Origin of the sequence: Hominisplanchenecus murintestinalis (genome assembly GCF_943193015.1) — a bacterium.
GTDB lineage: Bacteria > Bacillota > Clostridia > Lachnospirales > Lachnospiraceae > Hominisplanchenecus_A > Hominisplanchenecus_A murintestinalis.
In genome coordinates this window covers 1-23,472 of record NZ_CALPCM010000030.1, presented here as the reverse complement: position 1 = coordinate 23,472, position 23,472 = coordinate 1, and the positions used below count along the sequence as shown (strand labels likewise).

The following is a 23,472-nucleotide window of genomic DNA, read 5'->3' as shown; positions in this document are numbered from 1 at the left end:
ATGGATAGGAAAAAGGCCGGGGCAGTGCTGAATCTGGAACTTTTGGGCGGCATTGCAGGTTTGGTTTTAATCATATGTTCCGTAGCGGCATGTTTGGATATCGATAATATGCAGGGATTTTTTGTTCTGATATCGGGTCTGGGCGTACTCGTCAATGGAATCCTGGCAGGATTGAAGCTGCTGAGGAAAAAATATATTTTGGGTACAATCTTAGTGTTTTTTGCAGCTGCACTGTTTGTTCTGTTTATCTTGCAGCTGTTAATAGCAGAAAGGCTTTTAGGATGAAGAGCGAGATTTTACATATTTTAAGAAGTCAGGACGGATATGTGTCAGGGCAGGAGCTGTGTGAAAGGTTTGGCGTTTCGCGGACAGCGGTATGGAAAACCATTAACCAGCTAAAAGAAGAAGGATATGAAATTGAAGCGGTTCCAAACAAGGGATACCATATCACGGCGTGTCCGGATGTGGTATCGACGGAAGAAGTGAAGAGCCTTCTGGAGACGCGCTGGGCGGGGCAGAATATTGCCCACTTTGCTGCTGTTGATTCGACCAATAATAAGGCAAAGAGAATGGCGGAAGAGGGAGCGCCTCACGGCACTTTGGTGATTGCAGATGAGCAGACCGGAGGACGGGGAAGGCGTGGCAGGAGCTGGAACACGATTCCCGGGGCGGCTATTGCCATGACTCTGGTGATACGGCCTGAACTGCCGCCGGAACGGGCATCTATGGTTACGCTTCTGATGGGAATGGCGGTGGCTTCCGGATGCCGGGAGCTTTTGGGACTTCCTGTAGGGATTAAATGGCCGAATGACGCGGTGCTTGACGGAAAGAAAATCTGCGGCATTCTGACAGAAATGAGTATGGAGATGGATGCAATTAATTATCTGGTTATTGGAACCGGAATCAATGTAAATATGGATGAGTTTCCGGAAGAAATCAGCCAGGTAGCTACGTCTCTCTCTATTCATGCAGGGCATACCGTGAACCGGGCAGAAGTTATCTGCCGGTGCATGAAGTATTTTGAACAGTATTATGAGGCATTTGCGGCAGCAGGAAATTTGTCAGGACTGAAGAACATCTACAATGAGATGCTGGTGAACCGGGATGCCGAAGTGCGGGTGCTGGAGCCGGGGAATGAGTATACGGGGATTTCCAGGGGAATCAATGACTTGGGCGAACTGCTTGTAGAGAGGGAAGACCGTTCTGTAACGGCGGTTTTTGCCGGGGAAGTGTCTGTGCGCGGTGTCTATGGATATACATAAGGAGAGGAATATGGAACCAGAAAAGACGGTGCTGTGCGCAGCCAGCGCCTATGAGGAAAAGTTTTATCTTAACAGCCGATTTGAGTCGCTTCCGGCAGGCGTACAGGATGAACTGAAAATCCTGTGCGTGCTGTACACCAATGATGTGGGCGGTATTTTGGTGCTGGAGTTTGATAAGGACGGAACACTGTGTTTTCGTACGGAGGCGGCAGAAAATGATTTTGGTTATGACGAGATTGGCAGTGTGCTGAAAATCAGGCAGATACAGAGAGAGAAAGCGGAACTTTTAGAAGCGCTGGAGATGTATTATAAAGTGTTTCAAACTGCCGGGACAGGTGTGTAAGCATTTTAGGGAGGTCAGGATGAGCATGAAAATAGGGAATGTGGAAATTGAGAGTCCATGTATACTGGCGCCGATGGCAGGGGTAACTGACCTGCCATTTCGTTTGCTCTGCCGGGAGCAGGGGGCCGGCCTGCTGAGCATGGAGATGGTGAGCGCGAAAGCGGTTTCTTTTCATAATAAAAATACGGAAGCGTTAATGGAAATTGCAGAAGGGGAAAACCCTATCGCCTTGCAGCTCTTTGGGTCAGATCCGCATATTATGGCAGAGACAGCTAGGGAGATAGAAGAACGTCCTTTTGATATATTAGACATCAATATGGGGTGTCCAGTGCCGAAAGTGGTGAACAATGGAGAAGGCTCGGCGCTTATGAAAGAGCCGGAAAAGGTAGAAGCGATTGTTTCCAGTGTGGTGAAGGCAGTCAGTAAGCCGGTGACAGTTAAAATCCGGAAAGGGTTTGACGAAAACCATATTAACGCAGTGGAAATAGCCAAAATCATTGAAAGCGCAGGCGCGGCGGCAATTGCCGTACACGGACGCACCCGGGAGCAGTATTATTCCGGCGAAGCGGACTGGGAGATTATTCGCCGGGTAAAAGAGGCAGTTTCCATTCCGGTGATAGGGAATGGAGACGTTACATCGCCGCTTCTGGCAAAACAGATATTGGAGGAAACCGGGTGTGACGGAGTGATGATTGGCAGGGCAGCCAGAGGGAATCCCTGGATTTTTGGGGAAACGGCAGAGTATTTGAAAACGGGGGTAGTACCTGCGCGTCCAAGCCGTCAGGAAGTAAAAGAAATGATTCTGCGCCACTGTGAGCTGCAGCTCCGTTATAAAGGTGAGTATACAGGCATCCGTGAGATGCGCAAGCATGTGGCGTGGTATACGGCGGGATACCCGCATTCGGCGAAGTTGAGGGGACGCGTCAATGAGATTGAGAGCATGGATGCGCTGAAAGCGCTTTTAGAAGAAAGCTTTGGGTGAAAATGATGGACGGGCGGAATTTCAGAGTACGGTATCATGGGATAAAAATTTCAACGCTGGAAGATTTTGCGAGGCTTCGGGGCGGCAGCCGCCAAGGTATGAAAGACGTATGTTTTGTACGGGCTGTGGGCACGTATCCCGGACTGGCAGAGGACATTGAGAAAATGGACAATCTGCTGACAGGGCAGATGAATGCGGGGATATGCAGGTATATCAGAATAAATGCCCTGCCGATGCCTTCCGGGAGCGAAGAGATTTCTGCGTATGCGGGCTGCTATGATAAGTGGGTGAAAACCGGAAAAAAGCGGATGGATATGGCAGAGGGAAATGAAGAATTCCGGCAGGCGGCGGGGCAGGCATTAACAGAAGCGCTGGCGCTGTTTCGAAAAGCGGCGCCAAATGCGACGCCTACGATTGAGCGGAATTTTGCAGTGAAGCTTTTGTACTGGTTTGATAAAATCTGTGCGGGGCTGGCCGGACAGTGGAGGTTAGAGGCATCTATAAAAATTGTGCTTCCCAATATATCGAAAATGCAGGAATATTTATTCAGCTATTTCCTGACGCAGTTAGGAATGGATGTGCTGCTTCTGCAGTGCAGTGTAGATATTGAGGAGAAACTGGAACGTCTGAACTTGTCAGAACAGCTGGAACTGGGCATGATATGCAGGTTTACGATTCCAGAGTATCATGTGCCAGGAGACAGCTTTAGAGATGCTGCTGACGCCGGGGATGGGCGGGAGACAGGAAAGGTACGGACTGGAAATTCAAGAGTGTCGGCAGCGTATAGACAGGACGTAAGAACATCCAGTGGTTCAGAAGTGTCACAGATAGAATCAGGCAGCAGTACAGTGCAGGCATATGAAGAAAATGGAGCAATTCGGGAGTCACGCCCGGTGGTTCGCCTGCCGGAACGCAGGAGAAAAAGCAGGGAATCTGGTATTTTGGGCAGCGGGCGGTTACAGGAGCCCGGCGCCCAGACAGGAGCATCAGGAGGCGGAAAGCAGGAGGGGGCGGCTGATAGCAGAGGTATGGAAGCGCCGCCATTTTCCGGGAACTCCCGCCCCGTTGGCAGTATTGTACGTGATTCCCGTCCGGGCGTTTTACGGCGGGAGCTGGAGTTTGAAGAGCTGGCTCTTCTTGCGTCTTCCGTCGTAATGATTGTGATTCATGACCAGAGAGGAGAAATCGCAGGGACAGGTTCAGGAATCATGGTTGGGAAAGATGGGTACATTTTGACGAATAATCATGTAGCAAGCGGCGGGGTATTTTATGATATCCGGATTGAGGAAGATGACCAGGTTTATACGACGGATGAACTGATTAAATATAATCCCGTGCTAGATCTTGCACTCCTGCGCATTCAGCGCAGACTTAAGCCGATTCCGGTTTATGGGGGTGAGAAGCACCTTGTGCGGGGGCAGAAAGTGGTGGCAATTGGCAGTCCTCTGGGACTGTTTAACTCGGTGTCTGATGGAATTATATCCGGATTCCGCAGCGTGGACGGAGTGGATATGATTCAGTTTACGGCGCCTATCTCCCACGGAAGTTCCGGCGGCGCGGTGCTGAATATGTATGGAGAGATTATTGGAATCAGCACGGCAGGGATAGACAGGGGGCAAAATATAAATCTTGCGGTAGGGTATGAAAATATCCGGCAGTTTATTAGAGGATTCGTGTGAGGAAAGAGAGAAACAAAGTACGCTTGTAAATATGAAACAATTCCTTTATAATAGGGGATAGCCGATTAGGAAAAGAAACATGTACATATTTTGAGAAAAACAGGAGGAAAGAACTTGAAGAACGAAGTTGTTATCGTGCTGGACTTTGGCGGGCAGTATAACCAATTAGTTGCCAGACGGGTGAGGGAGTGTAATGTCTACTGTGAGATTTACTCTTATAAAACAGACATCGAAAAAATTAAAGCTATGAACCCGAAGGGCATTATTTTGACCGGGGGCCCTAACAGCTGCTATGAGGCGGATTCTCCAACATATTCAAAAGAATTGTTTGAGCTGGGAGTTCCGGTTCTGGGACTGTGCTATGGCGCGCAGCTGATGATGCATGTTTTGGGAGGAAAAGTAGAACGTGCTGCTGTACGTGAGTACGGAAAAACGGAAGTGCTGGTTGATAAACAGGATTCAAAGGTATTTGAAAATATATCGCCGAAAACAATTTGCTGGATGAGCCATTTTGACTATATTTCTAAAACAGCACCTGGCTTTACGATTTCTGCCCATACAGCAGACTGCCCTGTGGCAGCGGCGGAGAAGCCAGAGGAAAAGCTGTATGCCATCCAGTTTCATCCAGAGGTGCTTCACACGGTAGAAGGCAAGGAGATGCTTCACAACTTTGTATATAATGTGTGCGGATGTGCCGGGGATTGGAAAATGGATTCTTTTGTAGAAAGTTCAATCAAAGAAATCCGCAAAAAGGTTGGAAACGGGAGAGTGCTCTGTGCGCTGTCTGGCGGTGTGGATTCTTCTGTAGCTGCGGTATTGCTTTCCAAAGCCGTAGGCGAGCAGTTAACCTGCGTATTTGTAGACCACGGGCTTTTACGTAAGAATGAGGGGGATGAGGTAGAAGCAGTATTTGGACCGGAAGGCGAATACAAATTGAACTTTATCCGTGCGAATGTGCAGGAGAGGTTCTATGAAAAGCTTGCCGGGGTAACAGAGCCTGAGAAAAAACGGAAAATCATAGGTGAAGAGTTTATCCGTGTATTTGAGGAAGAGGCAAAAAAAATCGGCGCTGTAGAATTTCTCGTACAGGGAACGATCTATCCGGATGTGGTAGAAAGCGGCCTGGGGGGAGAGTCTGCCGTCATTAAATCCCACCATAACGTAGGAGGCCTGCCGGATTATGTAGATTTCAAAGAAATTATAGAACCGTTGCGTGATTTGTTCAAAGACGAAGTACGTAAAGTAGGTTTGGAACTGGGAATCCCGGAACATCTGGTATTTCGCCAGCCATTTCCGGGACCGGGGCTCGGTATCCGCATCATCGGAGAAGTAACGGCAGAGAAAGTCAGAATCGTTCAGGATGCGGATGCAATATACCGTGAAGAAATCGCAAATGCAGGATTAGATAAGAGCATCGGGCAGTATTTTGCAGCACTTACCAATATGCGCTCCGTCGGGGTCATGGGTGATGAGAGAACCTATGATTATGCCATTGCACTGAGAGCAGTAAATACCGTTGACTTTATGACAGCAGAAGCAGCGGAAGTTTCCTGGGAAGTGTTGAAAAAAGTCACCAGCAGGATTATCAATGAAGTAAGTCATGTCAATCGAGTGATGTATGATGTGACTAGTAAGCCGCCGGGGACGATTGAGTTCGAGTGAGAGGGTAAATCCTCGCAAGTCTTGAAAAATCAGGGCTTGCGGGGATTTTTTAATTGGCGGTGGGTACGATTTGGGTACAGATTTTTAATTCTCATTAAAAGATGAAGAATTATTTCCTGATACAGTTGGTTGTTCATCAGAAGTTTTTTCTTGGTCTATTATTTTTAGATTTATTTTGGCAACATATCCTTCTCTTTCAATACCAGTTTCATCAATAAAAGAAACTTTGTAATAGTAATTTTGATTTTCTATTATTAGTGCTTTGATATTTTGTTCAAGATGGCAAATGACTTCAGCACCTTTTTCGGGAAGCTCCCTTACAAGGCTTGTGGCTTTGGGTATAACATTTTTACCAATCGCTTCATCAAACCAAGGGAAAAATATATGTGCCAGTAAAAATGACATAATAATACAGAAGATATAATGTTCTCTTATATATTTATCTACATTATCATGTAGCCAAATGTTAAAATCTTTCCAAGGTGTATTGTGGTGCTGTAATTCAATAAAACTTTCTTTCAATTCGTCCTTAGAAATATCGGTATCCGTTGCATCATTAATTGTTGCTTGATATGCTAAATCTACTAAACTATCAAATTCTTTACAATGAAAATCACAATTTATTTTGTTAAAGTTGATTTTGCTGAGAACCCTTAACTGTTCGGTTTGTAATTTGGAAAGAGATTCAGACAATTCTTTTACCGTTTGCGTTATACCTTCAAGTGCAAGAGTATAATCATATGATGACATAATCTCGGCAATGTTTCCAATGTTGTGTCGCAGAGATTCATTTATTAGATTTATGTCAGGCAAATTATCAAGCACAGCTTTTGCAAAATTACTTAACATATTTCCTGCTTTTGCAACGGATTCAGTATAAATAGAATTGTTGACCGTTAATTGCAAATTCTGCAATTTTTTGATACTCTCTTTTGCTTCGTCACTGATATTTATTTTGTATGTATCCATGTGAACACCTCCGTAAAGTTTATTTACTTTAAGTATAGCGGACATTGATCAAAATAAAATATCATAAAAGTGTCATAAAACTATCATAAAATATTTGAATTCATAGTCTGTGTATATTTTCAAAGAATAATAAAGAACATATTGATGCTATTCTTTCGGGTTCAATCCCATCACATCCATAGCCTCATCATGCGCCCTCTGTATCTTCAAATTCAAATCAAAAGGCTCCGACTCCGGATAAATATCCATCCAAAGGTTAAAATCTGCTTCTGCCTTTAATAATGCCTCTCCACGCTTTTTCACATCTTTAATAGAATTACATTTCTCCACTTCTTTCATATATTCCTCATAGCGGTCACACCATGAACGCATTAAAGAAAGCGTGCCAAAACTGACAGCAACCATATCATTACCGTCCTGATCCTGATACTCAAACAAATGTCCGTCATATTGCCGGAACACTTGGAAAAGTCTGTGCATGGCTTTTACACCGTCAAAGTCAGAGTTAGTTAATACTTCAACATTGACAGCAAGTGCCTGTGCTAAAGCCTCTAAAGATTTTAATTTGGGGTTTCTACGCCCGCTTTCATATGCTCTAATGTAGGCTTCGCTGACGCCAACCATTTCTCCTAATTGCTTTAATGTCAGACCTCGTTCTTGACGTATACGCCGAATATTTTCGCCGACTGTCATAATATTATGCCTCCTGTGTTATAGGATTTTTCATCAATACAAGTAAATAGCAAATGTAACTTAATAATACCATAAGATACGGAATAAATAAAGAGATATTTAAAAAAGCTATTGACACGTATCAAAAGATACGATAATATATAAACGTATCAAAAAGATACACAATAAAACCAAATGGTATAAACGGGAGGTAAACAACATGAACGAAAAACTTTATTACAATGCCGCAGACATTGCGGCGATGCTCGGCATCAGCATGGGAAAGTCCTACAAGATTTTACGGGAGATGAACAGCGAATTATCTTCTAAAGGATTTCTCACAATCGCAGGGAAAATCCCCGTAGCCTATTTCAAAGAAAAATGGTACGGGGCGGCAAAGGAGGTAAGCGTATGAGCTGTAATGCAAAGAAAGATCCGAACGGTACATGGCGGATACAATACCGCTGGACGGATTGGACAGGAGCGAAAAAGAAATCGCAGAAAAGGGGATTTAAGACAAAGAAAGAAGCGGAAGAATGGTATGCGCATTTCTTATTGCAGCAGTCCTCTGATCCGACAATGACACTGGCTGATTTTTGGGAGATTTACAAGGCGGATATGGAAAAGCGTCTGCGGAAAACTACCATGAAGCAGAAGGAGTATGTGATGAAAGATAAGGTGCTTCCTTACTTTGGCAAGACACCAATTAATGAGATTACTGCTCCTATGATAAGAAAGTGGCAGGGTGAAATGATGGAAAAAGGCTTCAAGCCTACTTATCTGAAAACCATACATAACCAGCTCAGCGCAATTCTGAATTATGCAGTTAATTTTTATGATTTGCGCTCCAATCCGTGCCGGAAAGCAGGAAGCATGGGAAAGAGCAGGGCGGATGAAAGACCATACTGGACGTTGGAGGAATTTCAGAAGTTTTCGGATGCAATTATGGATAAACAGGATTCGTGGGTTGCATTTCAGATTTTATTCTGGACAGGAATGCGTCTGGGAGAATTACTTGCCCTTCAGGTAAAGGACGTAAATTTTGAAGAAGGCACGATTACCGTTGATGAATCCCTTGCGAGGATTGACGGAGAGGATTTGATAACCGCACCGAAAACAGAAAGCTCTATAAGGGTAATTACGATACATAGGGAATTGCAGGAGGTAATCAAAGAGTATACTTCAACACTCTATCGGGCAAGGGCAGGAACACGTCTTTTTGCAGGACGGACAAAGAGCTTCTTTGAGCATGAAATGGAGAGGGGGATTAAGCTGTCAGGCGTGAAAAAGATTACTGTCCATTGTACCCGCCACAGCCATGCGAGTATGCTCGTACAGATGGGGTTCAGTCCTGTTGAGATTGCAAAACGGTTAGGGCATGGGAAAGTTACGACTACGATTGAAACATACTGCCACCAGTCAATGGATGCACAGATAAAAATTGCGGACAGGCTTGGAAAAGTAGAAAGGGGTGAGGAAAATGGCGTGTAAGCGTGAGGACAGGTTTCGGCGTAATACAATCGCTTTTTGGCTGAGTGATGAGGAAAAAGCCCAAGTGGAAGCGAGGATTATATTATCAGGACTTCCCAAAGGAGATTATTACCGCAAGGCTATATTAGGACAGGAAGTAGCGGTAACTGCCGGAAATTATATGTCTAACAGAGTTGCAAAAGCTTTAGAACAGGTATTGAAACAGATAGAAAATGGAAATACAAAAGATGAAAAAATACTGTTGGAATTGGTAAAGCAGTTGTTGGAAGTCGGACAGAATAGAAATGCTTCTGCTGGTAACAGAAGCACTTCGGAAACAGATTAAGTTGTTGGCGCAACTTAATCTGAGTGCAAAAAGGACAAGCCTCTTTACATAAATACGCAGATTTATTATAGCAGAGGCTTTTCCGGATGAAAAGGAGGGAAAGCTGTAAAATTGAATATTTTTTCAGAGGTAAAAGAACATCTGACTGCAAGGCAGACAGCGGAATACTATGGTCTGAATGTTAGAAGAAATGGAACTGCGTGTTGTCCGTTTCATGATGATAAGCATCCAAGCATGAAGATTGATAAAAATTACCACTGTTTTGCCTGTGGTGTCGGCGGAGATGTGGTTGATTATGTTTCGCGTATGTTTGGGCTGTCACAGTATGATGCGGCACTAAAGCTGATAGAGGATTTTTCTCTGCCTGTTGATGCAAAGGGAAATGCGGAGTTGAGTGTGCAGGAAAAAGAGCGTATCCGCAGCGAAAAGGCAGAGCGTGAAAGGGTAACACGCATTCGAGAACGGTTTGAAAAATGGTGCAGTCAGACCATTGATAAATTGAGGGGCTGTATTTCAGAGGTTGACAGCGTAAATCACTTTCTGATTGGGAAACCGCCTGACATTATTTTTTCGGAAGATCATGCGCAGATGCTTCATGCAGAGCCGCTGATTAATTACTGGCTGGATATTCTGTGCATGGGAGATGTTTCAGAGAGGCGGGAGCTGTTTTTAAAGGATAGAAAGAGGGTGGAGGAAATTGCAGGAAAAATCTGTGCAGGCAGAAAGCGAATTATGGAATGCAGTCGGGGAAGCGCTTGATGCAGAAATGAGTACCGTAGAGGACGTGCTGGGGTCGCTTGCAAGAACACAGAAAGGGAATGTGAAATCTTCTATCGAAAACTGCGTGACTATTTTATACAGAGATCCGGTGCTGAAAGATGCCATATGCAAAAATGAACTGACAAATAAAATTGATATTGTAAAGCAGTTGTCGTGGAAACGGAATGGGAGCTGTGTCACCGATGTGGATATGTACCAGATCCAGCGATACATAGAAACAAATTATGGCATTTCCAATGATAAGGCTATCAATAAAGCTGTCAGTATTATAGCCAGCGAGAGAAGTTATCACCCTATAAGGGAATTTCTTGAAAATCTGCAATGGGATGGAAAAAACAGGATTGCAAATCTGCTTCCACGTTTTCTTGGCGCAGATGATAATGAGTACACAAGAGAAATTATGCGGCTTTTGATGCTGGCGGCAATACGCCGGATTTATGAGCCAGGTTGCAAGTTTGAGATTATGGTCTGCCTTGTGGGCGGTCAGGGCGCAGGAAAGTCTACATTTTTTCGCTTTCTCGCTATCAATGATGAGTGGTTTACGGACGATCTGAAGCGCATGGATGATGAAAATGTTTACAGCAAGATGCAGGGGCATTGGATCATTGAGATGTCGGAAATGCTTGCCACTGTCAATGCAAAAAGTATTGAAGATATTAAATCGTTTTTGAGCAGGCAGAAAGAAACATACCGTATTCCGTATCAGACTTATGCGGAGGACAGACCAAGACAGTGTATCTTTGTCGGCACATCAAACAACCTTGATTTTCTTCCGCTGGACAGAACGGGGAACAGAAGATTTGCGCCTGTTCTGGTTCATCAGGAGCGTGTGGAGAAACATATCCTTGAGGACGAAAAGGAGTCGAGGGAATATATTGTGCAGGCGTGGGCGGAGGCTATGGTTATCTATAAGAACTGTACGCATGAGTTAAAGCTGTCAAAAGAGATGGAAGAATATCTGAAGGAGATGCAGAAACAGTTTATGCCGGAAGATACAAAGGTTGGAATTATTCAGGCGTGGCTGGACGATTGTACCGACAAGTATGTGTGCAGTGAGATGATTTACAGAGAAGCATTGCGGCATGAGTATGAGGAACCGAAACAATGGGAGATTAAGGAAGTTAACAGCATTATGAACACCTGTATTAACGGCTGGGAGAAAATCAGCTCCCACAGGTTTGGCAGGTATGGATTGCAGCGTGGTTGGAAACGCAGAACCGATATGCAGGGATTTTCACCATTGCCGGATAATGCGCAGTTACCTTTTAAGGAGTAAATGGAAGTATGCTTTAAACTCTTTTTTATCCGGTTTACAGGGCGCGTTTACATTTTTGTAAACGGTGAGTTTACAGCGGAATATAGGAAAATCAAGGCTTTCCGCTATTTGTAAACGGTGTAAACCGAAAAAAATGAAAACACAATAATAAGATTAACAATAATAGGAGAGCATTTATTATGCAGAAATATAACAACACAAAAATCATTATCGGACTGGATCATGGTTATGGCAATATAAAAACAGCACACAGGGTATTTAGGACAGGCGTGGAATGCTTTGAGGAAGAACCGATAGTCAGTGTGAATTACATCAAGTATAAGGATAAGTATTATGTGATTGGGGAAAATCACTTAATTTATCAGGGGAACAAGACAGATTCGCAGGACTTTTTTATTCTCACATTGGCAGGATTGGCGGAAGAACTGAAATTCCGAGGTCTGCATGAAGCAAAAGTGGTACTGGCAGTTGGACTTCCGCTTGCTTGGGCGAAAAGTCAGGCGGCAGATTTTAAGAAATATCTGATGCAGGAGCAGGAATTATTTTTCTCATTCCGTAAAGAAAGCTACAGAGTGCATTTGTGCGGAGTGGAAGTGTTTCCGCAGGGATTTGCGGCGGTATGCAACGCCGGTTCAATGAAAGGGTTTAACATGATAGCGGATATTGGGAATGGTACGATGAACGTGATGCAGATTGTGGACGGCAGACCATTAGAGAAAAGCCTTGTGACAGACAAATTTGGTGTTTCGATCTGTATGAAAGAAATACAAAAAGAACTGTCCAAATCGGCGGGCGAAAGTGTACCGGAGATTATGATTGAGCCGATGCTGATAAATGGTTTGCAGGGCAGGACGGATGATGTTGCAAAAATAGTCAGCCGGATTGCAGAACGGTATGCAGGAGATATTTTAAAGAGGCTGGTTGACTATGGGTATAAGGAAAGTCTGGTGCATCTGTATGTGATTGGCGGGGGTGGCTGCCTGCTCAGACATTACAGTGATATTGCTTCAAAAGGGAATGTGACTTTTATTGAGGACATCTGTGCAAATGCAAAAGGATATGAATACCTTGCAATGCAGAAACAGCGCAGACAGGCAGTGTAGAAATGAGGTTATGGAATGAGAAAGGCTTATAAATGCAGCAACATAAAATTCTGTATGGAAGATGAGAACCAACGCAGGACTTGGGAATATTTGCAGGGCATTACACGAAAGGACGGTTCTTATGGAAAGATACTTTCTGATGCGTTTGTAGCGGTTCTTGACGGGCGTATACAGGCTGAAACTGATAATGCGGTGAGTGATTCTGCTATTCTGTCGGAGCAGGATACAGATATTCTTGGGAAGATGCTGGACAGGGCGTTAGATCAAAAATCCCATGAAATGCTCCAAGAGCTACAGAGAGCCTTAACTGAGCAGATCAGCAACAGCTTCAGTGAATATGTTTCTGTATTTTATTCCGGTGCGGAAAATCTTACGAAAAAGACTGATGCGGACGGAATAGGGCAGATGCAGGAGCCAGAATTGTCTGAGGATATGATAGCGTTTGCATTTGCAATGGGCGAGTAGGCGGTTCCAAATTTTTATATTCGGCACTCTTTTCCGAAAAGGAAGCCTATGGAACGGTACCGAAAAGCTTAAATTCGGTACTGTTGACTAAAACGAATGACGGCTGTATTTTGCCGGAATGAGCAGTCTGTCGGATGGTTTTTCCGGCAGACCACGGATGCCGTCAGGCAGAATACCCTCGGAGAGCGCCTTACTTCTGATGCGTATGCGTCAGAAGTAATAAGGCGTTACTTTTGACAAAAGTAACAAAACCATAGTTAATATGTATACATAAAAATATGAGAAAGAGAGTGATGCGTTGGCGGCAAAAACAATTTCTTTTCCAAAAGGGAAAGGACATCTTACGCACAATAACAGGGAATTTATTTGCAATAATGTGGTGCCGGAAAGAACAGCTTGGAACCGGATTTACATACAGGAACCATTAAAAGATGCCTATGAAAAATGCTTCGGACAGGCACTTCGGGATTATAATGCGGCGCAGAAGCGTAAAGACAGGCAGAAAGACGATTATCTGAAAGAGATAGAAAATTCTGGCAATAAGGAAAAGGCTTTTTATGAAAATATCGTACAGATAGGTAAAAAGACAGATACTCCGGTTACGGACGAAAACGGAGTGCTGACAGAGGAGGCAAAAGCGGCAATAGAAGTCTTAGACCGCTATGCAAAGACTTTTCAGGAGCGCAATCCGAATCTATATTTATTCAACTGTGTGATGCATCTGGATGAGGCAACACCGCATCTACATATAGACTATATTCCGGTAGCGCATGGATATAAAAATGGCATGAAGACACGCAACAGTCTGACAAAGGCATTCCAGCAGATGGGATTTGCAAAAGCGGTCAGTAGAAAACAGAATGAAACTGTCGCATGGCAGGAACGAGAGAGGGAATATCTGACAGAACTGTGCAGGGAGCAGGGGATTGAGATAGAAGTTCTCGGTGTACAGCGTGATAATCTGTCGCTGCCGGAATATAAGACAGCAATGCGTGAAGTGGAAAAACTGGAACAACATGCGGTGGTGCTGGATAAGCGGAATGAGGCTCTTGAGCAACAGAATGATGATCTTGTGCAGAAAACAGCAGAACTTCGTGGACAGGTGCAAGAAATGGAGGTACAAAACAATGAGTTGGTTTTACAGGCACAGAAACTCACAGAGCAGATTGAGGAAGCAGAGGAAAAAGAAAAAGCGGCGAAGGAAGTTCTTGCGAAACATGATTTAAGGGCGGAAACATTTAAAATGATTTCAAAGGAAGTGGCGGCAGAAACAAAAAGTATGAAAAGCGTTGCTGTTCCAATGACAAATCTTTTTGGTAGTGAGGAATATGTCAAAGTAAAGAAAAGCGACTGGAATAAAATATTGGATGCTTTCAGTAAGGCGGTGTCGAGAAATCATCTCTTGGAGAAATATGAGAAGAAGATATCGAATTTGGAGCAGAAGATAGCTGCGCTTACTGAGCAAGTCGAAAAATTAAAACGGTTTGTAGCATCAAGGGGACTTGGAGAGGCGTTTGTGGAATTTGTAAAATCGCTTGCGCCAAAGACCATGAAGCAGAGGCTGGAGGAGGCAAAAGCGGATGCTGCGGAGCATAATCGACAGAAACAGAGCCGCCGACAGGACATGGTGAGTAAAAATAAGCAACGGCAGCAGGAAATGTAGATTTATGAAAAGAGAGGAACAAGTGATGAATATATTGTAAGCGACATTGTTTCTTGTTCTTGCCTGCTCAAGAGCTATTGTTTCCAGAGGATTTGTAGAATATTTATCTTAAAAAGAACTGTCGTTTACTATAACTTATGAAAATGTGGGGATTATCTGATTCCGAATTTTGCTTTGGAACCGGAAGGGGAGTTAAGGAAATTCAGATTGATGCGAATAGATTGTCTGAAAGAGTATAGGGATGGTTTTTATCATGGTATAGTGTTACTGGACAATTCAAAGTGCAAGAACACATATACCGGATGTGAAAATCCAGAAATTTGGATTTTGGGTTTGATAGATAGGATATGTGGTTTCAGTGCAAAATACTTTCTTTGTACTTTTTTGCTATATATAGTGCATTGCAAGTGCTAGATAGGTTTATATATAGATAGTGAGATGATATAAACGACTTTTTGTACTGGGACCATATATTTTAAGGTAAAAGGTTGCATTATCACGAAATCGTGATATAATAAACATGATAGTTGGCTTTGTTGAATGGAGAAGAATTGTGTCCGTAGAGTATGGTAGATTATTTGAAAGAATGAAAAATGGAAAAATATCAGGAGCTGAACTTGCAAAAAAGGCAGGGATTAGTGGGAATATTATGACTAGGATTCGGCGAAATGAATATATATCTTTGGAAAGTATAGAAAAAATATGCAATGCTTTGAACTGCAAGATTGATGACATCATTGAGTTTAAGGCATAAGAATGGAACATCGTATATGGTATATTTATAGAAATTAAGTGAATGAAGGATGATTACTATGTCAAAGATACAAGAATTTAGAATTTTAGATTTGTTTTGTGGAGCAGGAGGATTTTCTTATGGTATGCATAAGAATGAACATTTTACAACAGTAGTAGCACTGGATTTTAATGAACAAGCGGCAGATACATTTAAAAGAAATATGCCTTTTTCCGAGGTGATTACTGGAGATATCAAGGAAGAAAGTGTTAGGCAAATAGTTTTAAAAGTTGCAAAAGAAAAAAAGGTGAATATGATTATAGGTGGACCGCCCTGTCAAGGATTTTCCTTGAAAGGGAAAAAATTGGGTTTAAAGGATTCAAGGAACTATCTTTTTTTAGAGTATTTAAAATTTGTTGAGGAAATCAAACCAGAAATTTTTGTGATAGAAAACGTAAGGAGTTTGTTGACAACGGCAGATGGTTGGTTTAAAGACGAAATTCTTGATTACATATATAAACTAGGTTATAATGTGGATTATGGTGTGATGAACGCTAGAAAATTTGGCGTACCACAGACTCGGGAACGAGCAATATTTATTTGTTCTAAAACTAAGACAGTGGTATTACCAAAAGGAGACGAGAAAATTGTAACGATCAGAGATGCTATGTCGGATCTTGAATATTTGGAATCTGCCCAGGGAGAGTTTGAATGCGATTATATAAATGAACCGAGGTCAGAATATCAGAAGTTAATGAGAAGTCACTCGGATAAATTATATAATCATGTCGCATCTAACCATTCTACAATGGTGTTAGAAAAACTAGCTATGATTCCGCCTGAAAAAGGGAAAGAATTTCTACCAGATAAACTTAAAGGCAATCAGAAGTTTGATACAACTTGGGGTAGACTAGTTTGGGATGATGTTTCGCCGACAATAGATACCCGATTTGATACCCCATCAAATGGAACTAATTCTCATCCAGTATTAAATCGTTCAATAACACCGAGAGAAGCGGCAAGAATACAGAGCTTTGATGATGAATTTGTGTTTTATGGGCCAAGAAGGGCAATTAGCGCACAGATAGGTAACGCAGTTCCGCCTTTAATGGCAAAGGCAATTGCAGATCAAATATGGGAGATGTATGATGAATAATTTAAAAGATATGGAATTTTCGACTCGGAGTATTGCTTATGAAAATTCTTTGGATGATAAATATAAAAAGGATAACGGAATTTTTTATACCGATTTAGAGCTAGCCAATGCTATCGTAGATTTTTTGAAAATACCCAAAAAGTCAACAATCATTGATCCTTGTTGTGGCACTGGTAGCTTTTTATATTCTTTAAAGTCACATGGTTATGAAAGGATTTTTGGGTGTGATTTTGATGAAACTGCTGTTTTACAATGTAAAAAGTTGACTAAAATGCGTAATGTGAAAGGTATAGATACTTTGGGAAATAGTGGGGAACAAATACTTAAATACATAAACAGAGAACCATTTGACTATGTTATCGGTAACCCGCCGTATGCACCAATTAGCGGTAACACAACATTAGAAGCAGATACAGATTTTAGCAACATTGTAAAAGAATCTGGAAACAACCTGTTTGTAGCAGCACTTTATAGAGCATTTGAAATATGTAAGGAGTCAGGGATTATTTCGGTAATTGTACCTAAAAATCTCTTGCATATTTCTTGCTATAAGAAAATTAGAGAGAAACTCTTAAAGGAGAAAAGGCTTATTTCAGTAATAGAATTAGGAATACATTTTAAGGCAGTAAGAGGAGAGCAGATTGTACTCACTTTTCAAAATTGCATTGCAAATAAAGATGATAAAGTAACTTTTTATAGATATGATAAAGGGGAAATTCAAAAACTTTCCTCTGTGTTGCAATCGTATTATAACAATGAGATAATTGTATTTACAAGCGAAGAAGAGGTGCCTCTTTATGATAAATTAAGAGTCTCCTATGATCGTTTAGGTAAAATATGTGTTGAAGATATACGTCGTGGACATGATAAGTCGAGTGATGCTGTTAAGGGGAAGCAGATAAGAAAATTTGGATTTAAAAACATGAATGTTCCCAATAAAGGAAATCAGATTTTTATACAGAATATTTTTAGCGCAGAAGCGGGTATTACAGCAAGTTTTGCAGGAGATCTAAAGTCAGGAGAAACTGTGACTATAGTTAAGATGGAAAGCGAGGAATTGTGTAAATACATTTTAGGATTATTACATTCAAGGGTATGCAACTATTTCCTTATTCGTTTTGAATTTAATAATTCAAGGCTTACCATACATACTGATGCAAAATATTTAAATCAGATTCCGATAGTTATAGACAATATCGCTATGGATGATGTGGTAAATATAGTCAATAAGATGGAAGAAGTAGAGTATATGAGTGCTGAATGGTTTGAGCTAAATGAATCGTTAAATGCGATAGTATATGATATCTATAAGTTGAGTGAAGAAGATCGGCAATACATTGAAAATGAAATGCGCAAAATTAGTGCGAGTAAGTGGTATGGTAAAGAAATTTGCTCAGCGTAATAGAAGGAGACCAGCTATGAATAATGAAATGGCTTATTTGCTTGGTATGATAACAGGAAATGGAGAGATTCAGAGAGGATTAAATGAAACAACGATTGTAATTGAAATTCCTCATAAAAAATTAGAAACAGAGTTTGAAAAAGATGTTAGTATTTATGTGAAAGCTAGTATAACAGATATCAGAGAAGTGATAGAACCACTTGTGGGAATAGGTTTGAGATTTAGTCAGAGTGTAAATGTGTCTTTCATTTCGTTTTCAAAGCCTAATGAGGATTATTTAATAAGAGAAATAGTTCGTTACATTGGTGGGGCTACATCTCATAATAATGTGCGCATTGCCTCCGAGGTATTTGATTTTACTTTAGATGAAAGAAAGCAATTTATTAAAGGATTTGCTGATGTAACTGGATATATAAGAAAATCAAATTATTTTTTTAATAAAGAGATGCATAGAGTTTATTTTGAGATACCACAAAACTGGAACCTAGTTACGGATTTTTGTAACTTACTTAAAAGTGTAGATATCCCAGTTCAAAATATTGATTGGGGACATCCGAATATGAGAGATGGGAACCTAAAGAAATATAATGAAGGAAAGAAAGATTTTTGGAAAAAGGAACATCAAGTAAAAGTATGGGCAAATGAGTATAAAACAATAGGATTTGCGGTTATACATAAAAATGAAGCTCTGGAAGAGTTTGCACAGCAACAAGTGTTGTTTATTAAATTGCAACATAAAAAAGTATCCGATGTTACACATAGATATTATTGGGAGATGATCGGAAAAAAGAAATTAAAACCATTACATCCCGGTGAGAATGATGAATCCATTCCGGAAGAGATTAGAGGAAAACATTATGATTCATGGAAAGAAATTGCAGGTGATTTGGGTTATAAAGAAGATGGAGAAGGAGAATGAAAGAGGAAGAGCTTTATGAACCAATGTGCAAATGGCTGAAGCAGTATTTGTATGATAATTATCCTAAGCACGATGTGATTGTAATTGATTCACATAGTGAGCGCTTAGATAAAGTTTTGGCAAAATTCAATATTGTTAAAGAACAGGCAAATGGTGTTGATATACAGATTGATGTATTGGGAATTGCGAAGCGTGCGAATAGTATTAAGTTGTTTTTTATAGAAGCGAAGAAAACTAGATTGACGCTTCGGGATTTGGGTCAGCTATGGGCTTATTGTAAATTAATAGATCCTAACGAAGCTTGGTTGCTTACATCAGAAAACCTAGGATCATTGAAAAAATTGCTGGCAGGTTTTAATAGAGAGGATCTACTGGATTTTGGTGATGGTAAAAAGATAAAGAAAATGCAAGTAGGCATATGGGATATAAAGAAAGAGATGCCAGATTTTAGCACTATAATCCCTAAAATATGAAAAAAACGAAGGAGGATAATGTTGTGAGTATTGCGAAGCAAATTGAGGAGTTTTTTAAAGAAACGGGGCAGGAGGTGTTTATTGAGGCGGAAGGAAGGCCGTCCGTAATTGAAAAATTTATAGATGAATACAATTGCAGATATGGTCATCACATTGATGAAGATGAAAATGGTATAATAGTTTTGCAGGATGATGCGAATAAATGGGGATTAGAACTAAGAATGTATTTTAATGATAAATCGGGCATTCCTTCTGCAATCAATGTTACGAAAACAAGAGGATATCGAGGAGAATATTTATATAGAATTAATGATATTCAATTGATTCGGGATATGTTTTCTCTAGGATACGAGATTGGACGTAATTAAAAAAGTGATAGAATTTTTGTTAGACTATAGAGCATCCAAGCTAATAATGATCTGACTATAATGATTTTGTATTTTTTGTAAAGAAGCAAGAACCATACAGGAAATTATGGAAAAAATTGGATTAGATAGTCGGACAAGTTTTAGAAGAAAGTATTTAAACACATTGGTAAAAGAAGGTAAATTAAAAATGTCATTGCTAGATAGGCTAAAAAGTAAAAATCAAAAATATTTTTCGGAATTAAGTTCATGACCATATCATGACCAAAATGGTTATGATGCGGTCATGATGCAAAGAAAAACGTGAATTGGCTACACACTGTGTAGCCAATTGTGATAACATGGATTTCTTTAAAAAGTTGTGACACGTCGCAACTTTTGGCAAAATTTCTTCTTGGGTACAATTTGGGTACACCAGCTTTGAAACCATATAAACGTGCAACAAAAACGCATCAAAATGATACGGTTTTGCGAGAAAAAGTAATGTAAAACAGGACTTGCAATGGATAGGAAAAAGAGTTCGAATAAACAAAAATGCTTAGTGAATCCAGTGTTTATGCGGGGTTGCGGCATTTCAAAAGGTCTTTTGATAACAAATTGATAACAGTCGTTTGAGTGCGATTATTCTTGGTGTCTGATGGTTTACAGGTGGCAGAATGATTTGTAAGAGGTTTGGATGGCTGAAATAAATCCATATTATAACGCCCTTAGCTGTGGGTAGGAACTCATGGCTAAGGGCGTTTTTTGTCGTGCTTGTCAATCAGTTTTTAGTTTGTCTTTAAATGATTCGACTAAGACATTGCTCAATTCCTTAGAGGGGACTTCCGCCCAATGCTGCGTGGTGTCAAACTTCGGGTAATTGTACCGCCACTGGTCGTAATCTTCCCTGCTGATTTCCTTGGCAGAGAGTTTGTCCGCCTGCTCTTTCCAAGCGCAGAGCATTTTCAGCAGTTCGGTGGCATCCTTATTTTTGTCTTTGTTGACTTTTAAGCAGATTTCACCGTCTGATTCACTGACGGTAAGACCGTAAATGTCCTCTAGGGTAAATAAGGTGTGCATAAGCCCGATGTAGCTGTCAATGTCGGGTATGTCCAGTGCTTGCGGTGCAACGTCCAAAGCCTGTGCCAGTGCAGCAGTAAGCTCTGCTTTTGGCTTACGAGAGCCTGTTTCGTACTGTGCCAGACGCACGTCTGCGCTCCGTTCGGGAAAACCGACAAGCATACCAAGGTATTTCTGTGTCATGCCCCGCATGATGCGGAAAAAATGTATTCTTTCGCCAATTGCCATAGTGTTTCACTCCTTGTTCGTATGTTTATAAGGAGTATAGCATATATGCTTAGAAAAAGTCAAGAATAAACGAAACAAAAAAGTTTAATATTTTTTTGCAAACCTATTGACAGTAGCAAAAATGTTTAGTATTATGTATTAAGCAAAAACGCTTAACGAGAAAGGAGAAGTTATATGGACAACAAATTTATCCGTGTGGACGAGGTGGCGCAGGAGCTTTCTGTATCAAAGCCTTACGCTTACAAGCTTATCAAGAAACTGAATGACGAGCTAAAGCAACAGGGGTTTATCACGATTGCAGGGAGAGTAAACCGCCAGTATTTCCAAGAAAGGTTTTACGGGGCAGGAGAAAAACAGGGAAAGGAGATGGATTAAATGCCAGTATTTAAGAACGAGGGCAACGGCACATGGTATGTGATGGCAAGGTATGTAAACTGGAAAGGGGAGCATAAACAGAAGTGTAAGCGTGGATTTGCTACAAAACGTGAAGCGCAGGAGTGGGAACGGAAGTTCCAGTTACAAAATTCTGCTGACCTTGATATGGACTTTGAAGCCTTTACGGAGCTTTATGCGAATGATGTCAAGAACCGACTGAAAGAAAACACTTGGCTGACAAAGGAGCATATCATTCGGACGAAGATTCTCCCGTTCTTTGGGAAAATGAAAATTAGTGAGATTGGCACAAAGGAAATCATCGCATGGCAGAATGAACTGCTTGCCTACCGTGACGAAAAGCGCAATCCCTATTCGCAGACGTATCTGAAAACCGTCCACAACCAGCTTTCCGCTATCTTCAACCATGCGGTGAGGTATTACGACCTCCGCTCCAACCCTGCGGCAAAGGCGGGGAACATGGGGAGCGAGGAACACAAGGAAATGCTGTTCTGGACGAAAGAGGAATATAAGAAGTTTGCGGATGAAATGATGGACAAGCCAGTTTCCTATTATGCGTTCCAGATGCTTTACTGGTGCGGAATCCGAGAGGGCGAATTATTAGCCCTGACCGCCGCTGATTTCAATTTTGATAAGGAAACAGTCACGATTAACAAATCCTATCAGCGTCTGCACGGCGAAGATGTGATTACTTCTCCGAAAACGAAAAAGAGCAACCGCACAATTAAAATGCCGAAGTTTCTCTGTGAGGAAATGCAGGAATATATCGGTATGTTGTACGGCTTAAAGAAGAAAGACCGCATTTTCACGGTAACAAAAAGCTATCTCCATCACGAGATGGACAGGGGCGCAAAAGCCGCAGGGGTGAAACGCATACGGATTCACGATTTACGCCACAGCCACATCAGCTTGCTGATTGACATGGGGTTCTCGGCGGTGGCGATTGCTGACCGTGTGGGGCATGAGAGCATTGAAATCACTTACCGCTATGCACATTTGTTTCCATCAAAGCAGACAGAGATGGCAGACAGGCTTGACGATTTAGGGAAGGGGGATTTTTGATATGTCGGCAAAGAATTTAGACAACTGCAACCGTTGGAGGAACAAGACCGTCGCCTTTCGGGTATCTCCTGAAGAAAATGAGCGGATTGACAAAGCGGTGCGGCTTTCGGGGCTTACCAAGCAGGACTATATCACAAGGCGGCTTTTGTGCCAAGATGTGGTCGTGCAGGGCAATCCGAGGGTGTATAAGGCTCTCCGCAACGAGCTTGCCGCTGTCCTTGCAGAATTACAGAGAATTGAAGCAGGCGGGGGCGTAAATGAAGAACTGCTTGACACAATCGAACTGATTGGCGTTATCCTCGGCGGTCTGAAAGGAGAAGATGAAAATGGAAAATAAAAAAGAAATGACTGCCTTTGGCTCATCTGTTGGCGCAGATGAAAGGCAGCCAATTCAAAAATGTAATAATAACAGTATAACCCTAAAAACCGCAAAATTCAATATTATTGTAGAAAAAGGCGGTGGATGCAATGGCTGAACTTAAAATTTTGAACATGGACGAGATACCTGCAACCGAGGTCGGGTGGCTTTGGTATCCGTATATTCCTTATGGAAAGATAACCATTGTCCACGGAGACCCCGGCGATGGAAAGACAATGATGATTTTACAGTTAGCTGCTATCTTATCAAGGGGAGATAAACTGCCTTGTGATGATACGGAGCGTGAGCCGATAAGAATTATTTACCAAACCGCAGAGGATGGACTTGGCGATACAATTAAGCCCCGTCTGCTTGCAGCCAATGCAGACTGTACGCAAATCAAGGTGATTGACGAGTCGGAAGCTGCACTCTCAATGCTTGATGAAAGAATTGAACAGGCAATTATTGAAACGGGCGCAAAGGTAATTATTTTAGACCCCGTACAAGCGTATATCGGCTCCCAAATTGATATGAACAGGGCAAACGAAGTCCGCAATGTCCTTTCGCAGTTAGGACGGGTAGCAGAAAAATATGGGTGCGCCGTTATCCTTGTCGGACACTTGAATAAAGTACAGGGCGGCAAAGCAAATTA

At 41.7% G+C, this 23,472-nt stretch carries 29 protein-coding genes; 26 read left to right on the top strand and 3 right to left on the bottom strand.

The window, feature by feature from the left end; all coding sequences use genetic code 11:
• The 6 genes from NFR99_RS10565 (at nt 1) to guaA (ending at nt 5,928) form a co-directional block, all read left to right on the top strand.
• Complete coding sequence (locus NFR99_RS10565; RefSeq protein ID WP_251353596.1) at nt 1-285, top strand: hypothetical protein; 285 nt, start codon at nt 1-3, stop codon at nt 283-285.
• Nucleotides 282-1,262 (top strand): biotin--[acetyl-CoA-carboxylase] ligase, encoded by a 981-nt coding sequence (locus NFR99_RS10560; RefSeq protein WP_251353595.1) that lies wholly within the window; start codon nt 282-284, stop codon nt 1,260-1,262. The genes NFR99_RS10565 and NFR99_RS10560 overlap by 4 nt, the downstream gene beginning before the upstream one ends.
• Before the next feature lie 10 nt (nt 1,263-1,272).
• Nucleotides 1,273-1,605: a DUF6145 family protein gene (locus NFR99_RS10555; protein ID WP_120485154.1), complete on the top strand. Its 333-nt coding sequence runs from the start codon at nt 1,273-1,275 to the stop codon at nt 1,603-1,605.
• A 19-nt stretch (nt 1,606-1,624) separates the two neighbouring features.
• Entirely contained in the window at nt 1,625-2,587 is a 963-nt protein-coding gene (dusB, locus tag NFR99_RS10550) for a tRNA dihydrouridine synthase DusB (RefSeq protein WP_251353594.1), read from the top strand.
• Nucleotides 2,588-2,589: 2 nt separating this feature from the next.
• Complete coding sequence (locus NFR99_RS10545) at nt 2,590-4,266, top strand: trypsin-like peptidase domain-containing protein (RefSeq protein ID WP_251353602.1); 1,677 nt, start codon at nt 2,590-2,592, stop codon at nt 4,264-4,266.
• 114 nt (nt 4,267-4,380) lie between these two features.
• Nucleotides 4,381-5,928 carry a glutamine-hydrolyzing GMP synthase gene (gene guaA / locus NFR99_RS10540; protein ID WP_120485152.1) on the top strand — a complete coding sequence of 516 codons (1,548 nt, stop codon included), beginning with the start codon at nt 4,381-4,383 and terminating at the stop codon, nt 5,926-5,928.
• Nucleotides 5,929-6,012: 84 nt separating this feature from the next.
• Here the strand turns inward: guaA and NFR99_RS10535 are convergent, their stop codons facing one another.
• Together NFR99_RS10535 and NFR99_RS10530 are read right to left on the bottom strand one after the other, a co-directional pair.
• Nucleotides 6,013-6,897, bottom strand: a complete 885-nt coding sequence (locus tag NFR99_RS10535) for a hypothetical protein (RefSeq protein WP_251353593.1) — start codon at nt 6,895-6,897, stop codon at nt 6,013-6,015.
• 147 nt (nt 6,898-7,044) lie between these two features.
• Nucleotides 7,045-7,590 carry a helix-turn-helix domain-containing protein gene (locus NFR99_RS10530; protein ID WP_251353592.1) on the bottom strand — a complete coding sequence of 182 codons (546 nt, stop codon included), beginning with the start codon at nt 7,588-7,590 and terminating at the stop codon, nt 7,045-7,047.
• Nucleotides 7,591-7,789: 199 nt separating this feature from the next.
• Here NFR99_RS10530 and NFR99_RS10525 point away from each other — a divergent pair, with 199 nt between their 5' ends.
• From NFR99_RS10525 to NFR99_RS15585, 15 genes are all read left to right on the top strand, one after another.
• Nucleotides 7,790-7,984, top strand: a complete 195-nt coding sequence (locus tag NFR99_RS10525) for an ICEBs1 excisionase (protein WP_251353591.1) — start codon at nt 7,790-7,792, stop codon at nt 7,982-7,984.
• Entirely contained in the window at nt 7,981-9,060 is a 1,080-nt protein-coding gene (locus tag NFR99_RS10520; RefSeq protein WP_251353590.1) for a site-specific integrase, read from the top strand. Before NFR99_RS10525 ends, NFR99_RS10520 begins: the two co-directional genes overlap by 4 nt.
• Nucleotides 9,050-9,385 carry a plasmid mobilization protein gene (locus tag NFR99_RS10515; RefSeq protein ID WP_251353589.1) on the top strand — a complete coding sequence of 112 codons (336 nt, stop codon included), beginning with the start codon at nt 9,050-9,052 and terminating at the stop codon, nt 9,383-9,385. The genes NFR99_RS10520 and NFR99_RS10515 overlap by 11 nt, the downstream gene beginning before the upstream one ends.
• A 111-nt stretch (nt 9,386-9,496) precedes the next feature.
• Entirely contained in the window at nt 9,497-10,144 is a 648-nt protein-coding gene (locus tag NFR99_RS10510; RefSeq protein WP_251353588.1) for a CHC2 zinc finger domain-containing protein, read from the top strand.
• Nucleotides 10,145-10,151: 7 nt separating this feature from the next.
• Nucleotides 10,152-11,441 carry a virulence-associated E family protein gene (locus NFR99_RS10505; RefSeq protein ID WP_251353601.1) on the top strand — a complete coding sequence of 430 codons (1,290 nt, stop codon included), beginning with the start codon at nt 10,152-10,154 and terminating at the stop codon, nt 11,439-11,441.
• 179 nt (nt 11,442-11,620) lie between these two features.
• The gene (locus NFR99_RS10500; RefSeq protein WP_251353587.1) at nt 11,621-12,544 is read left to right on the top strand and encodes a ParM/StbA family protein; all 924 of its coding nucleotides are present in this window, start codon (nt 11,621-11,623) and stop codon (nt 12,542-12,544) included.
• Between the two features lie 15 nt (nt 12,545-12,559).
• Nucleotides 12,560-13,009 (top strand): hypothetical protein, encoded by a 450-nt coding sequence (locus NFR99_RS10495; protein WP_251353586.1) that lies wholly within the window; start codon nt 12,560-12,562, stop codon nt 13,007-13,009.
• A 298-nt stretch (nt 13,010-13,307) separates the two neighbouring features.
• Nucleotides 13,308-14,672 carry a plasmid recombination protein gene (locus NFR99_RS10490; RefSeq protein WP_251353585.1) on the top strand — a complete coding sequence of 455 codons (1,365 nt, stop codon included), beginning with the start codon at nt 13,308-13,310 and terminating at the stop codon, nt 14,670-14,672.
• A 553-nt stretch (nt 14,673-15,225) separates the two neighbouring features.
• Nucleotides 15,226-15,426, top strand: coding sequence for a helix-turn-helix domain-containing protein (locus NFR99_RS10485; RefSeq protein WP_251353584.1), 201 nt, complete (start codon nt 15,226-15,228; stop codon nt 15,424-15,426).
• Nucleotides 15,427-15,484: 58 nt separating this feature from the next.
• Nucleotides 15,485-16,561 (top strand): DNA cytosine methyltransferase, encoded by a 1,077-nt coding sequence (locus NFR99_RS10480; RefSeq protein WP_251353583.1) that lies wholly within the window; start codon nt 15,485-15,487, stop codon nt 16,559-16,561.
• Complete coding sequence (locus NFR99_RS10475) at nt 16,554-17,963, top strand: HsdM family class I SAM-dependent methyltransferase (protein WP_251353582.1); 1,410 nt, start codon at nt 16,554-16,556, stop codon at nt 17,961-17,963. The genes NFR99_RS10480 and NFR99_RS10475 overlap by 8 nt, the downstream gene beginning before the upstream one ends.
• A gap of 16 nt (nt 17,964-17,979) precedes the next feature.
• Nucleotides 17,980-18,882 (top strand): hypothetical protein, encoded by a 903-nt coding sequence (locus NFR99_RS10470; protein WP_251353581.1) that lies wholly within the window; start codon nt 17,980-17,982, stop codon nt 18,880-18,882.
• The gene (locus tag NFR99_RS10465; RefSeq protein ID WP_251353580.1) at nt 18,879-19,355 is read left to right on the top strand and encodes a hypothetical protein; all 477 of its coding nucleotides are present in this window, start codon (nt 18,879-18,881) and stop codon (nt 19,353-19,355) included. The genes NFR99_RS10470 and NFR99_RS10465 overlap by 4 nt, the downstream gene beginning before the upstream one ends.
• A gap of 23 nt (nt 19,356-19,378) precedes the next feature.
• Nucleotides 19,379-19,723: a hypothetical protein gene (locus NFR99_RS10460; protein WP_251353579.1), complete on the top strand. Its 345-nt coding sequence runs from the start codon at nt 19,379-19,381 to the stop codon at nt 19,721-19,723.
• Nucleotides 19,724-19,793: 70 nt separating this feature from the next.
• A complete protein-coding gene (locus tag NFR99_RS15585) occupies nt 19,794-19,973 on the top strand; it encodes a Fic family protein (protein ID WP_416388339.1) in 180 nt (59 codons plus the stop codon).
• Nucleotides 19,974-20,476: 503 nt separating this feature from the next.
• On the opposite strand, the gene NFR99_RS10455 is transcribed toward NFR99_RS15585, so the two are convergent.
• Nucleotides 20,477-21,007 (bottom strand): helix-turn-helix domain-containing protein, encoded by a 531-nt coding sequence (locus tag NFR99_RS10455; protein ID WP_251353578.1) that lies wholly within the window; start codon nt 21,005-21,007, stop codon nt 20,477-20,479.
• 174 nt (nt 21,008-21,181) lie between these two features.
• Between NFR99_RS10455 and NFR99_RS10450 the strand changes: the two genes are divergently transcribed.
• The 5 genes from NFR99_RS10450 to NFR99_RS10430 form a co-directional block, all read left to right on the top strand.
• Nucleotides 21,182-21,382, top strand: a complete 201-nt coding sequence (locus tag NFR99_RS10450; RefSeq protein ID WP_251353577.1) for a helix-turn-helix transcriptional regulator — start codon at nt 21,182-21,184, stop codon at nt 21,380-21,382.
• Nucleotides 21,383-22,462, top strand: a complete 1,080-nt coding sequence (locus tag NFR99_RS10445) for a site-specific integrase (protein WP_251353576.1) — start codon at nt 21,383-21,385, stop codon at nt 22,460-22,462.
• Between the two features lies 1 nt (nt 22,463).
• Nucleotides 22,464-22,799, top strand: a complete 336-nt coding sequence (locus NFR99_RS10440; RefSeq protein WP_251353575.1) for a plasmid mobilization protein — start codon at nt 22,464-22,466, stop codon at nt 22,797-22,799.
• The gene (locus NFR99_RS10435; RefSeq protein ID WP_160253163.1) at nt 22,789-22,938 is read left to right on the top strand and encodes a hypothetical protein; all 150 of its coding nucleotides are present in this window, start codon (nt 22,789-22,791) and stop codon (nt 22,936-22,938) included. The genes NFR99_RS10440 and NFR99_RS10435 overlap by 11 nt, the downstream gene beginning before the upstream one ends.
• A partial coding sequence (locus NFR99_RS10430) for an AAA family ATPase (protein WP_251353574.1) occupies nt 22,931-23,472 on the top strand: 542 nt, incomplete at its 3' end. The genes NFR99_RS10435 and NFR99_RS10430, both read left to right, overlap by 8 nt.